Annotated in this window: 10 protein-coding genes; 1 reads left to right on the top strand and 9 read right to left on the bottom strand. The window is 66.4% G+C overall.

Annotated elements, in window-relative coordinates:
- The 6 genes from HWX00_RS14645 to HWX00_RS14670 all read right to left on the bottom strand — a co-directional run.
- Positions 1 to 4,088: ESPR-type extended signal peptide-containing protein (locus tag HWX00_RS14645; RefSeq protein ID WP_279612810.1), on the bottom strand; the 4,088-nt coding region annotated here is incomplete at its 3' end.
- Positions 4,089 to 5,095: 1,007 nt separating this feature from the next.
- Positions 5,096 to 5,434 (bottom strand): hypothetical protein, encoded by a 339-nt coding sequence (locus tag HWX00_RS14650; RefSeq protein ID WP_034185996.1) that lies wholly within the window; start codon positions 5,432 to 5,434, stop codon positions 5,096 to 5,098.
- Between the two features lie 318 nt (positions 5,435 to 5,752).
- Entirely contained in the window at positions 5,753 to 6,655 is a 903-nt protein-coding gene (locus HWX00_RS14655; RefSeq protein ID WP_034185997.1) for a hypothetical protein, read from the bottom strand.
- A 95-nt stretch (positions 6,656 to 6,750) separates the two neighbouring features.
- Positions 6,751 to 6,969, bottom strand: coding sequence for a hypothetical protein (locus HWX00_RS14660; protein ID WP_006480563.1), 219 nt, complete (start codon positions 6,967 to 6,969; stop codon positions 6,751 to 6,753).
- Positions 6,970 to 7,207: 238 nt separating this feature from the next.
- Entirely contained in the window at positions 7,208 to 7,858 is a 651-nt protein-coding gene (locus HWX00_RS14665; protein WP_034185998.1) for an NADPH-dependent FMN reductase, read from the bottom strand.
- Positions 7,859 to 8,176: 318 nt separating this feature from the next.
- Positions 8,177 to 8,482: an NIPSNAP family protein gene (locus HWX00_RS14670; RefSeq protein ID WP_049028850.1), complete on the bottom strand. Its 306-nt coding sequence runs from the start codon at positions 8,480 to 8,482 to the stop codon at positions 8,177 to 8,179.
- Between the two features lie 281 nt (positions 8,483 to 8,763).
- Between HWX00_RS14670 and HWX00_RS14675 the strand changes: the two genes are divergently transcribed.
- On the top strand, positions 8,764 to 9,552 hold the full coding sequence (locus tag HWX00_RS14675; protein ID WP_049028849.1) for a GNAT family N-acetyltransferase: 789 nt from the start codon (positions 8,764 to 8,766) through the stop codon (positions 9,550 to 9,552).
- Positions 9,553 to 10,047: 495 nt separating this feature from the next.
- On the opposite strand, the gene HWX00_RS14680 is transcribed toward HWX00_RS14675, so the two are convergent.
- The 3 genes from HWX00_RS14680 to HWX00_RS14690 all read right to left on the bottom strand — a co-directional run bounded on the left by HWX00_RS14680 (position 10,048) and on the right by HWX00_RS14690 (position 15,538).
- Positions 10,048 to 10,701 carry a lytic transglycosylase domain-containing protein gene (locus tag HWX00_RS14680; protein WP_175029297.1) on the bottom strand — a complete coding sequence of 218 codons (654 nt, stop codon included), beginning with the start codon at positions 10,699 to 10,701 and terminating at the stop codon, positions 10,048 to 10,050.
- 104 nt (positions 10,702 to 10,805) lie between these two features.
- Complete coding sequence (locus tag HWX00_RS14685; RefSeq protein WP_175029298.1) at positions 10,806 to 12,161, bottom strand: DUF3999 domain-containing protein; 1,356 nt, start codon at positions 12,159 to 12,161, stop codon at positions 10,806 to 10,808.
- Complete coding sequence (locus HWX00_RS14690) at positions 12,158 to 15,538, bottom strand: DUF2339 domain-containing protein (RefSeq protein WP_175868120.1); 3,381 nt, start codon at positions 15,536 to 15,538, stop codon at positions 12,158 to 12,160. The genes HWX00_RS14685 and HWX00_RS14690 overlap by 4 nt, the downstream gene beginning before the upstream one ends.
- Between the last annotated feature and the right edge of the window lie 371 nt (positions 15,539 to 15,909).

Genomic DNA, 15,909 nt, shown 5'->3' on the forward strand with positions numbered 1-15,909 from the left:
GTGATCGAGCTGTTCGCCGACGAGAGACCGGTCGAGGTCGAGGTCGACAGCGACGTGATCGAGCTGTTCGCCGACGAGAGACCGGTCGAGGTCGAGGTCGACAGCGACGTGATCGAGCTGTTCGCCGACGAGAGACCGGTCGAGGTCGAGGTCGACAGCGACGTGATCGAGCTGTTAGCCGACGACAGGCCGGTCGAGGTCGAGGTGGACAGCGAAGTGATCGAGCTGTTGGCCGACGAGAGGCCCGTCGACGTCGAGGTCGACAGCGAGGTGATCGAGCTGTTGGCCGACGACAGACCCGTCGAGGTCGAGGTGGACAGCGAAGTGATCGAGCTGTTCGCCGAGGACAGGCCCGTCGAGGTCGACGTGGACAGCGACGTGATCGAGCTATTCGTGGACGAGAGGCCCGTCGAGGTCGAGGTGGACAGCGACGTGATCGAGCTGTTAGCCGACGACAGGCCGGTCGAGGTCGAAGTCGACAGCGAATCGATCGAGCTGTTAGCCGACGAGAGGCCCGTCGAGGTCGAGGTCGACAGGGACGTGATCGAGCTGTTCGCCGAGGACAGACCCGTCGACGTCGACGTCGACAGCGAAGTGATCGAGCTGTTGGCCGACGAGAGCCCCGTCGACGTCGAGGTCGACAGCGAGGTGATCGAGCTATTGGCCGACGACAAGCCGGTCGAGGTCGAGGTGGACAGCGAAGTGATCGAGCTGTTCGCCGACGAGAGGCCAGTCGAGGTCGAAGTCGACAGCGAGGTGATCGAGCTATTGGCCGACGAGAGACCCGTCGAGGTCGAGGTCGACAGGGACGTGATCGAGCTGTTCGCCGAGGACAGACCCGTCGACGTCGACGTCGACAGCGAAGTGATCGAGCTGTTGGCCGACGAGAGCCCCGTCGACGTCGAGGTCGACAGCGAGGTGATCGAGCTATTGGCCGACGAGAGGCCCGTCGACGTCGAGGTGGACAGCGAGGTGATCGAGCTATTGGCCGACGACAAGCCGGTCGAGGTCGAGGTGGACAGCGAAGTGATCGAGCTATTGGCCGACGAGAGGCCCGTCGACGTCGAGGTGGACAGCGAGGTGATCGAGCTATTGGCCGACGACAAGCCGGTCGAGGTCGAGGTGGACAGCGAAGTGATCGAGCTGTTGGCCGACGAGAGGCCCGTCGACGTCGAGGTCGACAGCGAGGTAACCGAGCTGTTGGTCGAGCTGAGGCCCGTCGACAGCGACGTGATACCGGTCGACAGCGACGCGATGGCGCTGCCCGACGTCGACACCGTCGTCGACAGCGAGTCCACGACCGAATTGGTAGCGTAGAGTTGCGAGCCGTTGATCGCATCGGTGCTGTTCGCGGCGATCCGACCGGCCGCGACATTGGTCACCTGACGCTCGGCGCCAGGCGCACCCACGCTGACCACGCTGGTCGGATTGCCGCCTTGGAACGTCGCCGTCACGCCACCGACAGTGCCGGTCGGCGTCGGGTTCGGCGCCGCCGTCGTGGAGCCGCTGCCGAGTGCAACGTCGCCGGCGTTGTTGGCCGTCGCGTTCTGGCCGATCGCGACTGCACCGTTTGCCTTCGCGTTCGCGGTGTCGCCGACTGCGACGCTGCTCGTACCCGCGGCGCTGGCGGCCACGCCGGCGGCGAGCGAATTGACGCCGGTCGCGCCGTTGTTGTTGTAGTTGGCCTGTTGCGTACCACCGTCGTTGACGCTGTAGTAATGCGTCTTGGCGGCTTCGATCGCGGTCGAGGTCGACGTGGACAGCGAGGTGATCGAGCTGGTGGAGGAGCTGAGACCGGTGGACAGCGACGAGATACCGGTCGAGGTCGACGTGGACAGAGACAGGATCGAGCTGTTGGCCGATGACAGACCCGTCGACGTGGAGGTCGAAAGCGACGTGATCGAGCTGTTGGCCGACGAGAGGCCCGTCGACGTGGACGACGACAGCGACGTAACCGAGCTGTTAGCCGAGCTGATGCCCGTGGACAGCGAGTTGATGCCGGTCGAGGTTGAGGTCGACAGCGAGGTGATCGAGCTGTTGGCCGACGACAGACCCGTCGACGTGGACGACGACAGAGACGTGACCGAGCTATTGGCCGAGCTGATGCCCGTGGACAACGAGTTGATGCCGGTCGAGGTTGAGGTCGACAGCGAAGTGATCGAGCTGTTGGCCGACGAGAGGCCGGTCGACGTGGACGACGACAGAGACGTGACCGAGCTATTGGCCGAGCTGATGCCCGTGGACAGCGAGTTGATGCCGGTCGAGGTCGAGGTCGACAGCGAAGTGATCGAGCTGTTGGCCGATGACAGACCCGTCGAGGTGGACGACGAAAGCGACGTGACCGAGCTATTGGCCGAGCTGATGCCCGTGGACAACGAGTTAATGCCGGTCGAGGTCGAGGTCGACAGCGAGGTGATCGAGCTGTTGGCCGACGACAGGCCCGTCGAGGTGGACGACGACAGCGACGTGACCGAGCTGTTAGCCGAGCTGATGCCCGTGGACAACGAGTTAATGCCGGTCGAAGTCGAGGTCGACAGCGAGGTGATCGAGCTGTTGGCCGACGACAGACCCGTCGACGTGGACGACGACAGAGACGTGACCGAGCTATTGGCCGAGCTGATGCCCGTGGACAACGAGTTGATGCCGGTCGAGGTTGAGGTCGACAGCGAAGTGATCGAGCTGTTGGCCGACGACAAGCCCGTCGACGTGGACGACGACAGCGACGTGACCGAGCTATTGGCCGAGCTGATGCCCGTGGACAACGAGTTAATGCCGGTCGAGGTCGAGGTGGACAGCGACGTGATCGAACTGTTAGCTGACGACAGACCCGTCGACGTGGACGACGAAAGCGACGTAACCGAGCTGTTTGCCGAGCTGATGCCCGTGGACAACGAGTTGATGCCGGTCGAGGTCGACGTCGACAGCGAAGTGATCGAGCTGTTGGCCGACGAGAGGCCGGTTGACGTGGAAGTCGACAGCGAACGGATCGAGCTATTCGCCGACGAAAGGCCGGTCGACGTGGAGGACGAAAGCGACGTAACCGAGCTATTGGCCGAGCTGATGCCCGTGGACAGCGAGTTGATGCCAGTCGAGGTCGAGGTCGAGAGCGACGAAATCGAGCTGTTTGCCGACGACAGGCCGGTCGACGTCGAAGTCGACAGGCTGCCGATCGCGCTCGTGGTCGTGCTCATGCCGGTGCTGAGCTGGGCGACGGTGACCGCGTCCTGCGGTGCCGAGCCGTCGGCGACGTTGGTGATGCGGCGCAGTGCCGTCGAACTGCCGACGGACACTTCCGACAGCGGTGCGGCGCTGCCGGTGAGGTAGCCCGTCCCGCTCGGTGCCGTAGCGCCGGTCACGCTGCCTGCACCGATCGCGACGCTGGACGCGTAGTTGGCCGTGCCGCCGAGTGCCAGGGCGTTGGTGCCGGTTGCCGTCGCGGCATTGCCGATGGCGGACGCGCCGGAGCCGGCCGCGGTGGCCGCCGAACCAAGTGCCGTGCCGTTGGTGCCTGCCGACGTGACGACCGCGTTCGAGCCGATCGCGATACCCGACGTCGTTGCCGAGTTGACGTTGGAAAAGCGGCCCAAAGCAATGGCGTTGGTGCCGGCTGCAACGGCACCGCCCGAGCCCGAACTGTTGCCGCCGCCGATTGCGATCGAACTGCTGCCCGACGCCGTGGAGTCGTTGCCGACCGCCGTCGCCCCCGTGTTCAGCGCCTTTGCGCCCGAGCCGATACCGATCGCGCTTGCGCCGGTCGCCGTCGTGGCCTGACCGAAAGCCTGCGAATAGTTGCCCGACGCCGTTGCGTTCGCGCCGATTGCAATCGACGTCGAACCACTGGCCGTCGTGGTGCTCCCGTTGTTACCGCCAATTGCGATCGCCTGTGCGCCCGTTGCGGAGACGCCGCCCCCGCCGTTGCCTGCTACATACTGCGCATGCGCGACGCCCGCCCCCGCGACGAGAACGGCGGCTGCAACGGCCTTCACGACGGCCGACTTGTTCGGCTTGCCCCGGGCCGAATCGTGTTCCGATGCCGCGACCCAGGCGCCAAGAGCTTCGTTCCAGATCGAGCGGTATGTGCGGTTCATGTCCTGCTACCTCCAAATGTGCACGCCACACACCGGTCTCTTTTGTTAGAGGAATGCTCCGTGCGCTCGCGCGAATCTCAAAATTGATGGGCGGAGTTTATTGGAGGTGGTTTTTATAGATTGATAAAAAGTGATAAATAGACGGTTTTGAAAGTTAAAGGATGGTTAATGAACCGCGTTTCCGTGTGTCAATGAAGAATGATTTTGAAAGATGTAAGAATGTGTCTCGTTGGGTTCTGGCTTGCTTGGGGCTATCATTATTTTGGTATGAAAATCATGTACTTACACTTGTTGTGTGGGCTGGGTTACACAAGCGAACGCCTCAAAAGTAAGACAAATGAAATAGCAAACGTTTGCGCATCGGAAAATTCTTTCAGCAATGTAAGGTTAATTTGCCGGCCGATGGATAATGTCTTTGAAATCTTGTTAACCTGTTAATTTGAGATTTATATCAAATTGATTTTTATTTTAATTGATTTCGTGAAAATCAATTTAATTGAATATATTGAATATCCGACTGTGCTGAATTGCGCATCCTGGCCGACGCCGGTGCCCGTCTGACGGGCGTTCCGGGCCGGCAGGTTCGCCAAAGTTGTAAAAAAGTGCTACGGAGCAATTGATCAGCGCCCAAGCATTCTTTTTCGGATTTGTCCTATTGACGATATCGGCGTGTAAGTGGAGCGGGATGGGCGGGACAATCGGCGGGAGGCCGCCCTGTGGCGGGGTAACGACAGATTGTTGAACGCGCCGGCAGGGCATGTCGGCAGGGCCCCCCAAATTGTCAGATCAGGGGTGACAATTGGCCCGTGTGCCGCATAAAAAAGGGCGGGTACAACTGTGTCGGGGACGCGACATATGGCGGCTACGCGCGCTCGACGCGTCGAAGCTTCAAACCGACAACTGCTGGCCAAGGCGGAACAACGCGGGTTCGATGCCGTGCCCCGTCCCGGAAGCACGGGCGATCCTTTGTGTCTACATGCCGACTTGCCGAACGAGCGCGGCCGCCGTCACGGTCTCACTGCGGGCGTACAGTCGATGGCCACGGTGGCGGACGGCCCCTGCGTCGCACTCGATCCGGCCAGCGCGGTCAGCAACCCGGCCTGATTGGTCAGGCACTGAACGTTGACCGTATGCGCGTCGATTGGAGTCATCGTGATATTGCGGCCTTGCCACATGAAGACAAGGTTCGTCGACGGGATGTTCAAAGGCGTTGTCGTGCCGGTGGCGGTGCATTGGCCACCGGAGGGCGAACTGCATTGCAACGAGATGGAGGAGCCGGCGGCGAATGTGGTGCCGGCGGCGCCGGCAAGGACGATCCCGGCCACGGCATGGGAAATCGATTTCATTTGGAATCCTGAGTAGTATAGGGGAGGCTTGACGATCCGGCCGCGCCATGGCCTGACTCACGAACCGTCAGCCCTGTCGCGACGCGTGCGGCGACATCCCCGGTACGGCCAACGCCGGCTTGTCATCGCGGAACATAACCTACGTTGGCGTGACGACGCATGTCAAGAAAATGCAGGGCCTGAAAGCGATTCGGTCGTAGCGGTAGCGAGTGCCGGCCGAGGGGCGGCATTTGCGAACCTCGAGCGTGCCTGTGACGGTGTTCCGCAGACGCGGCGATCGCCGGTTGCCGGACCCGGCAACCGGGCAATCCTCCGGTCTTACTTCTTCAGAAACCGCAGCGCGAACCGCGCCATGCGTGGCACGAACATCGGGCGCAGCAGGCGCTCGTCGTACCCGGCCATCCGCCGGTCGTTCTCGGCCAGACACAGCTCGATCAGCTCGCGCGGGTTCAGCGCGTCGCCGATATCCGCAGTGCCGGTCGCCGGGAAGTTCGCGTCGCGCGCGGCGCCATTCGCATCGATGCCGCGCGCGATGTTCATGCGGTCGCGAATCAATTGCACCCACACCGCCGCGACACGCGCGAAGAACCACGGCCGGCGCCACCACGGCATCGTGCGCCAGTACCACGCATACCAGTTCACGAAGAACAGGATATGGCGGCCTTCTTCCTGGATCACGGGCTCGAAGGTGTCGACGAGCTCGGGCGGGAAATAACCGGAGCGCTGCGCGGAGCGGAACAGGCCGAATGCGAAGAAGCTGTCGATGCATTCGCTGAAGCCCGTCATCATCCACGACCATTCGGGATCGGTCGGCGCCGGGTAGGGCGGCTCCGGCGCGAGCCGGATGCCGTAAGCCTCGACGAGCTTCGACAGCACGACCTTGTGGCGGGCTTCCTCGTTGCCGTCCATCTCGAGCGCGCGGCGCAGCAGCGGATCGCCGACCGTCGCCGCGTAGGTCGCGACGCGGATCGACGCACGGCCTTCGGTTTGCACCGCGATGTCCCAGATCGGCAGCGACGTGAGCCGCCGAAGTTCGTCGGGCTTGAGCGGCGGCCAGTCGATCACGGCCGGCTTGTACGGATTGTGTGTGTCGAGCAGCATGCGGCAGAACATCTGCATGTGCGCATCGGAACCGATCCGGACCGGACCTTGCCTCTCGAAGGTCCAGTTGCGCATTGCGTGATCTGCGGCTGCGTGCTCTTCCTGCAGCGTGTCACTCATGGCTATTGTTATGCGATTGCGGATCGAAAGATTCTTGCACAGCTTCCGTAATCGCGTATTTTCGAGTGGCCATGTGCACACCGGCCCGGCGGACGTCACGCGTTGGTGTCGACCCAGAGGCGGCCCCAGCGCGACGCATAGGCGAGCGCGTGCTCCTCCTCGAAGAAGAAATCGATTGCATCGAACGACACGGAGCGCGGCGACGGCCCGCCGCTCGCCCGCTCGATCGTCAGGTTGGCGGCGAACAGCCCGTTCGGCAACCGGGCAGCGGCGGGAGCGACTTCATAGCCCTTGTAGCGGATCGTACGGTTCATGGCATGCGCGGAGAAAGTTCGGACTTTCAGCGTACGAAAACCTGCCGGCGCCGTGAACCAATCTTTCGGCCAATGCTAATCACGCGGCAGGCCGAATCGTTATCGAGGGGGGACGCGGGGGAAGGGCGACGCAGGGGAGACGACGGCGTGCGCGGCCGGCGGTCGCGCATCGGAAAACGCGCCGCGCGCGCCCGTCGAACCTTGTCGGCCGGGCGCGCGCGACGTAATGCGGCGGAGATTACTGGTTGGCGATCTTCAGCACGGGGGCGAGCGCATCGACCGATGCCGCGTGCGACGCCGCCCGATGCGATGCGAAGGCGAGCGCAAACTCGGCCGCTTGCGCGCCGACCGTCTCGAGCTGCGCGGCGACTTTCGGATCCGAGCAGTCGTCGGCGCTTTCGAAGCGTGTTTCGAGCGTGTTCACGGTCGCGCCGAACGGCGTCGGCCAGCCGCGCAGCGCATGGACGATCGACCGCACCGACGTGAGCACGGTGCCGGCCGCCTGCCAGCCGTAAGCGGTGACGATCAGGCCGACCGCGCGGCCGTCGAGATAGGGGCGTTCGTCGGCGCGCAGTTCCTCGAGCGTGTCGAGCGCGTTCTTCACGAGACCGGAGACGCCGCCGTGATAGCCGGGCGTCGCGATGATGATCGCGTCGGCCTGGCGCACGGCGTCGATCAGTTCGCGCTGCGCGTCGGTCAGCGTTTTGTGTTCGGGGGCGTAGTGCGGCAGCGTATGCAGGAACGGGCCGTCGAACAGGCGCGTTCGTGCGCCGGCAGCCTGTGCACCGCGCAGCGCGAACGTCAGCGCGCGTTCGGTGGACGACGCGGCTCGGGTGGTGCCGCCGATACCGACGACGAACGGGCGGCGGTGTTGATCGAATGCAGTCAAGGGGCGCTCCTGGGGGATGGCTTGCCCGGCTAAGCACAGGCTTAAAACCAGATGGTAACGACCCCGCCGCCACTCTGAAAACGACTTTTCGTTCTATCGATATGCCGCGCGACGGGGCAAACGTGTGCGAGGCCGCGCAAATCGATAGCAGAAATGCTTGGTTGGGACGGTGCGCCAAGGTCGATAAGATGAATCCGTCTCCTCCATGATGTCTCTACTGACATGGGTTGGCCCCGCCGCGCGGATGCAGGCGGGGCTTTTTTTTGGTTCATCGAGGATGGCCGGAAAACGGGGCGCGATGCTTTCGGTCGTGACGCGTTATTCGAATACCGGCCGGAAGAAGCTGCGCTCATAGCGGACGATGCAGCGCGTTTCCTCCGCGTAGCGGAACGCGGCCTGGCAGGCCGGATCCTCCATCGAGCGTTCGCGGTAGCGCTCGTATTCGGCGAGACTCGGGAACGAGAACATCGCGAGCGCGATGTCGTTCGCGCCTTCGGACGGCAGGAAGTAGCCGTGATGCGTGCCGCCGAACTTTTCGACGAGCGGAATCCACATCTTGCCGTAGGTTTCGAACTCGGCGAGCTTGTACGGATCGATGACGTAGCGAAGGAAGCAGGTGACCATGAACACTCGCATTGCGGTATGGGAGCAGCGAGTCTGGAGCGCGTCGCCGCACGTGTCAACGGCATGCGTGCCCGGCATCGATATCGCCGCGTGACGGGGTGCTTGCGCGAACAACGATCGGTGTGATTTCAGGGGTTTGCAACGACACGTGCGGCGTTGCGGGACGTACCTTTTTCATCGCGTCCGCCACGCCCGCTTCCCCAAACTTTTACGACATTTTTTCTTGCGACAGCGGCTGGCGCGCTCATAGACTTCGGGCATCCCCATCACGGAGCATGGCCATGTCGATACCCTGGAACGCGATCGCCGAACGTCCTTCCGTCGCGCCGCCTTTCGTGAGCGCCGACCGGGTGGTCGTACGGCGTTTCGATCCGGCATTCGACAGCTATGCGCAACTCACGCCGATGCTGCATCGCGCCTTCGCGCGGCTCGGCGCGATGGGGCTGAACTGCACGTGCGTCGATCAGGACGAGGACGTCACGCGCCGCCGCGCGGAAGCCGGCGAGTGCTACGTCGCCGTCCGTGGCGGGCGCGTCGTCGGCACCGCGACGCTGTATGCGACCGATCCGTCCTCCGCATGCTCGCTGTACCGGCGCGAAGGCGTCGCGAGCGTGCGCCAGGTGGCGGTGGACCCCGATTGTCAAAGCCGCGGGATCGGCGCGTTGCTGTTGTCGTTCGCGGAGCAGTGGGCCGCGTTGCGCGGCTACACGCTGCTCGCACTCGATACGCCGCATCCCGCCGCGCACTTGCTGGCGTTCTACGGCGCGCAGGGCTTCGAGGTCGTCGACGTGATGCGTTTTGCCGGCAAGCGCTACGACAGCGCGATTCTCTGCAAGCGGCCCGTCGCGCACGTTGCGCGGCGTGTGTCGCCGGTGTCGCGGCTGGCCGCACGGGTCGCGGCCGTGCGGCGTCTTGCGTATGGGTTGCCGTCGCGCGTGGCCGCGGTGGCCCGGCGCGATCTGCACGTGCGCCGCGGCGCGGGCTGGGCCGCGCGTCGTGCGGCCGGTGCCGCAAGCTGCCGCTCGTCGCCGTGGCGGCCGCGCCAGCACGGGCGCTACACGTTCGGCTGAGCGCCGCGCCCCGGTTCCCTTTCCGGTTTTTGCCGCGTAGGCGTCACGTGAGCGGAGTGTGGCGCTCCCGCTCGTGTACGGCCCTCGATACACCCCCGCCGCGTCGCGGCGAACGGACGTTTACGCGCTTTTTATGCGCTGGCGTGATCCTTTGCCGCGGTCTTCACGCGAACCTTCATAAGATGGTCGTATGGAACCCGGACGCGGCTCGTGCGGTTGCACGCAGGCAGCCGTCGCGCGACGCACCGGCAAGAGGACGCCCACCATGCCTCTCGCTCATGTGGCTCATGTGGCTCATGTGACATGACTCGCGCCGCGTGCGCTGTTCCGCCATCCGGTGATGTTTTGCACGTACGTCGGCAGCATCCCGCCGACGCTTGCTCGAAGCGCCGCGCTGTTCATCCAGGTCGAAGCGCCGGCTGCATTACCGCACAGCGCGAAACACGGCGGGGCCGCGAAGACGCTTTCGGCGCCCCCTGGTGTCGCGCGTCGCGCTCAGGGATTCGCGGCCGTCCGCAGTGCATCGGCCGGGGTGCCGTTCGACCGGCGCAATTGCGCATCGAATTGCTGCACGCGCAGCGCGACGCGCCGCGCATAGCGTTTCGTGCCGCCGTTGTAGCGCACGAGCGCGGTTTCGACGTCGCCGTCCGCATCGTCGAGATAGCCGCGGAAGATCGCCGCACCGATCCGCACATTGGTCGCCGGATCGGACAGGTCTTTCACATGCGCGACGAGGTCGCGGTGCGCGGCGGGCAGCACCTGCATCAGCCCGCGCGCACCCGCGACGCTGGTCGCGTGGCGATCGAAGCCCGATTCGACCGCGATGATCGCGAGCAGCAGCGCCGGTGCGAGCCCGTAGCGGTCCGATTCGGTCTGCACCGCGCGCGCGATCGTGCAGGCTTCGGCATACGCGACGTGAAAGCGGTTGCGCAGTGCGGTGACGATCGTGTCGAGGGTGGGCGACGGCGACGCGGCGGGCGTGCTGGCGGCGGTCACGGGCACGGCCGGCGTGTCGTCGGCGTGCGCGGGCAGCGCGACCGACAGTGACAGCGCGAACGGGAAAAGCAGCGCAAGCCGTTTCAACGGCAGCGTCGGGCACGGACGTGTGCGCAGTGCCGGCCGGTCGTGCGATGGACAGGTTTCCTGCATGTCGTCGCGTCGTGGTTCCGATGCGACGACTGTACGCAGTTACGCGTTGCGACCTTCGAAAGAAACGGGCGTGCCTAATAAACGCTGCATAAAGACGCGCGGCGTCACGCGTCGCGGCCGCGCGAGTCGCCGCCGCCTTTCGCGAGTCGCCACGCGATCGTGCCGAGCACGCCGACCGCGACGACCAGCGCGCCCCACAGCACGAAGCGGCGAGTCGCGTCGGTATCGGCGGGCGCCGGTGCGACCGCCGATACCGGCAGCGCCGCGCCGACCCGTGCGGGCCGCACTTCGGGCGCCATGCCGACCAGCAGCGCCTCGCGGCTCACCGCCGACGACACGAGCGACGCGTCGCCGACACCGAGCGTAAACGGCGGTGTGCCGCGCGCGACGAAGGTCAGCGCGGCCGGATGCCAGCCGATCGCGACGGCCGGCTGCCCGCCGCCGAACCCGCCGTTACGCATGTCGACGACGATCCGCCATGCACGGTCCGTATTCGCCGCGAACTCGAGCGGCGGATTGCGCTGCTCGCCGGCCTTGCCCTGCAGCCGGAACAGCACGGCGCCCGCGACGTCGCGCCACGGCGCCTGCGCGTCGGAGCGGCTCTGCAACGTCGCGCGCGCAACCGTATTCGGTTGCGGCAGGTCGATGCGCACGCGATCGACCGGATAGGCGCCATCGGTGTCGAACAGATACTCGCCGGGCGTATCGCCGGCGCGCACGCGCACGGCGTTGCGCCATTGGCGCGGCACGGACGCGGTATCGGTTCCGCGAGCGTCACGCGGATGCGTCTCCACGTCGATCGACGCGATCGCGGGTGCGTCGTCGAGCCAGTCCAGCCGCAGGTAGCGGGGCGCCGCGCCTTCGAGTGCGATGCGCTCCTGCACCAGCATGTCGTCGCCGTGGCCGACTTTCAGCAGTTGCGTGCTGCCGAGCGACCGCCAGCTGCGCAGGTCGTCGCTCGCTTCGATCGCGACACGTCCCTGGTAGCGGTCGTCGCCCACATGCACGAGCAGCGCGTCGATGGTGCCGTCCGTATGCGACAGGTCGACGAGATCGGCGCCATGTTTCGTGCGCGCCGGCGCGGTGCTTGCCGCGCGCAGCGCGCCGTCCGGGCCGACCGTCACGCCGAGCGGCGCGCCGCCGTTGTCGGTGCGGGCCGGCGGCAGCGGAAACCAGTGCACCGGCGTGCGCGTCGGTGGTACCGCGAGCGCGGCCGCGATGGGGGCGTCGAGCGAATACGGCACCGGTTCGCCCGCGCCGTTGAAGATGCGCACGTCGCCGAGATCGTCGCGCCGGCTCGCCGCATACACGAGCTGCGGCACGGTGAGCTGGTAATACGCGGCGCTGCCGTCGAGGTCGAGCGCGAAGCGTTGTGTCACGCGTGCGACGTCCGGCATGCCGTCGGCCGCCGCGAACGACGCGAGCAGGCCCAGTCCGAGCAGGGCGGCGAGTCGCTTCATGACTGCTCGTCCTGTTGTGCGGCGGCTTTCGGCGGCATCGGCGAGAAATAGCCGATCAACAGCAGCAGCACGCCGATGCCGATGAACGACACGATGCGCTCGATGCCGGTCACGTGCGACAGGTCGAACAGGAACAGCTTGACGACCGTGAGCGCGAGCAGCGCGGCGCCGACGAACCACAGCGGACGCAGCCCGCGGCGCGTGGCCCAGATCGCGATCGCGAGCGCGCAGAGCGTCCAGTACACGGATACCGAGGCCTGCACGAGCGTCGATTCCGCCATCGCGCCGAATTCGTACGGCACGCCTGCCCAGTGATGCAGCGTGCGCAGCAGGATCGCGTTCAGCCACAGGAACGCGGTGGCGCCGGCCGCGCTCAGCAGCGCGACGCGATACTTGCCGAACGACCCGCCGAGCTTGCGCGCGCGGATGAACCACGACGCGGCGAGCGCATAGACGACTGCTAGCACGAGATCGAGCGGGTTGAAGAGCGGCACGCGCGCCCAGCTTCCGCCGTCCTGCGTGAAGTTCGCATAGAAGGTCCACATCCACATCACGACGATCAGCGGCAGCGACGCGAATGCGCAGATACGGGCGATGCCGTCGCGGCGCGTCAGCCACATCCCGGCGAACGCGAACAGGCTCCAGCCGACCATGAACACCTGCTGGATGCCGAACGACGACAGCACGGTGTCGAGGTCGTAACCGGTGTGGAAGCGGTGATGCAGCGTGCGCAGCATCAGCGCGTTGAACCACAGGAACACGGTCGCGATCGCCGCATAGTCGACCACGCGCGGATGCCACGCGATGCCGAGCGCTTTCAGGCGGCGCAGCCACGCGGCGAACGCGACGAAGACGAGACACTGCGCGATGTCGAGCGGATTGAGCAGCGGCAGCCAGAAGAGGGGGGCCGCGCTGCCGTCGCTGACCGTGCTCGCGATGCTCCATAACCACAGCAGCGCGGCGAGCGGCGCGGCGCCCCACACCTGGTACGCGCGCGGGAACGCCGCGACCGGCCAGCGCAGCCGCGCGCCGGGGCCCGACACGAGCAGGAGCAGCGCGCCGAAGCCGTATGCCCATGCGCTCCAGCTCCATGCGCCTTCGGGGACGAACGCGCGCAGGCGCCAGAAGCCTTCGAGCGACAGCAGCCCGCACAGGGTCCAGAACATCAGCGTATGCAGCGGCGCGACGATGCCGGCGGCAATCGATGGCACCGTGCCGCTCCCGGCATCGGCGCGAGCCGGGCCGCGCGCCTGCCGCCACAGCAATGCAAGCCCCGCGCCGACGGCAACGGGCCACGCGAATGCGCCGATACCCGACAGCGGGGCTTCATGCGCATCGAACGCGCGCAGCGCGAGCAGCGCCAGCACCGGCGTGAGCGCGAGCGCGGGCCATTCGGCGAGCGGCCACGCGAGCTTGCGGCGCGCGACGTGCGCGAGCCACGCGGTGCCGGCCGCGAACAGCGCGGTCGTGTCGACGACGAAGCGGTCGGCATGCAGATCGACGTGGCGGCTTGCATGGACGAGGATCTCGTGCAGCCCGCCGCTGACCCACCACAGCAGCCCCCATGCAGCGGCCGCGACGCCGATTTCCGGCATCCACGCGTGCCACGCGCGCGCTTCGTCGCGCCCGTGCAGCCACCAGCCGGTGAACAGCCCGGCGAGCGCGATCAGCAGCATCGCGATGTACGGGCTGTTGAGCACCGGCAGCGCGGTGGCGTCGGCCGGCCCGAGCAGGCTCGTGAAGAACGCGCCGGCCGCGGCGATCTGCATCAACAACCCGAAGCCGAACGGCAGCAGACGCTTCTGGCGCACGCCGAGCCACACGATGGCCGCGCCTTCGATCGCCCACGCGGCGCTCGTTGTCGGCCCCGAAAACGCGAGCGGCACGGCCAGCGTCGCGAAGATCACCGCGAGCGCGAGCATCGATTCGAACAGCAGCCCGAGGCGGTCGCGGCGCCGCGCGAGCCAGGCCGCGACCGCAACGTAGAACGCCGACAGCGCGACCGCGCTCCATGCGAGCCCGAACGGCATGCCTTTCACGAGCGACGCCTGCAGCGCGGTCGCGACGATCGGCGTGCCGAACACGAGCGTGCCGTCCACGTAGTGCCGCAACGCGATTTCGCGTTTCAGCGCATACAGCAGCGCGATGCCGACATACATCAGGAAGAACAGGATCAGGAACGGTTCGGTGCTCGCGAACAGCGCGGGACGGTAGGCCGTCACGCCCCAGGCCGAGCCGATCGTGAACGTGAAGACGAAGCCGAGCAGGTTCAGCGGACGCCATGCCTTGAACCACGCGATCGCGAAGATGCCCGCGTTCAGCAGCGCGTAGTAGCTGAACAGCGCGACGTGGTTGCCCTGGCCCGTCGACAGCAGCACCGGTGCGAGGAAGCCGCCCGCGCTGCCCATGAACGCGAGCGGCAGCGCGTTCTGCCGCACCGCGAGGAACGCGCTCAGCGCGCAGACCGCGACCATCAGCGGAAACGCGGCGCCGACCGGAAGCAGCGCGTAAAGCTTGGTCGCGGCGAAGATCGTCAGGTACAGGATGCCGATGCCGCCGCCTTGCAGCACGAGGCCGTACGCGGCGCGGCGTGCGCGCACGCGCCAGCCGATCGCGAGCAACGCGGCCGCGGCGAGCGCGGTGCCCGCGAGGCGGAATTCGATCGGCAGCATGTTGTTGTCGGCCGCGTACTTGAGCAGGAACGCGACGCCGAAGAACAGCACGATGATGCCGACGCGCACGACCGTGTTGCCGCCGAGCAGCCAGTCGCGCGCGGCGCCGAATGCGCGGTCGACGAGGCCGGGTTCGCGCGGCGCGGGCGGGGCAGGGCGGGCGGGTGCGGCGGCGGGACTTGCCGTCGGGCCGACGGGAGCCGACGCGGGTACGGCCGGACGCGCCGCGGTGGCCGGCGCGGGCGTCGCGGCAGGCGCCGGGATCGAGGCGGCGGCCGATGTGTCTGCTCGTGCGGCGGCAGGTTGTGCGGACTGTACCGGCGGTGGCGGGACGGGCGTCGACGGCGGCGCGGTTGCCGCACCGGCCGGCACCGTTTGCGCGACGTTTCCGGCGGTCGCCGCACCAGCCTTCGCGCCGGCCAGCTGGGCGCGCAGCGAGTCGAGTTCGCGCGTGAGCGTGTCGACGGTCGCCTCGAGGCGCGCGACGCGATCGGCGAGCGGCAAGGGCGCGGAGGGCGATGTCGCGGACAGCGCGAACGCATCCCGAGCGGCGGGCGTGTTCCTGGGATGGCGTTGCTGAAGTGCGCGACCGATGGCGAACCCGGCGGCGGCTCCGAGCAGCGCACCGCTCGCGGCCGAGAAATCCCCGATCAAGGCGGCGATGCCGCCCACGACGAAACCGATTACGGCGAATGCCCAGTTCAACGCCTTGCTCCCTCTCGCTATCGTTATCGTCCTTCGATCGAGGATCGCACCGGATCGAGGCGGTTTCAGCGCGGCCGGCAGGCGAACCGGCAGGCGCGTGCCGCGTGGGTGGCCTCTCGTGCGAAAGGCCCGCGGCGACGTCGCGCTCAACGTGCTTGCGGGGAATGTAACACAGCGGACCGTCGCGGATTTCCGGGGTAGGGGCGGTATCGCGGCGTGCGCCGTCCGGTGTCGTCGCGCGGCTTTTTGCACGGTCATGCTTTTTACCGGTGAATGCGATGGATGTTTTCGTCTGAACAGAGCGCCGCCGGATCGGACGCGGATTTGTCGCAAAGCGACGCGCGGCCGAGGCGCGTTGGCGCAAAAACTCA

The organism is Burkholderia seminalis DSM 23518 (genome assembly GCF_902832885.1).
GTDB lineage: Bacteria > Pseudomonadota > Gammaproteobacteria > Burkholderiales > Burkholderiaceae > Burkholderia > Burkholderia seminalis.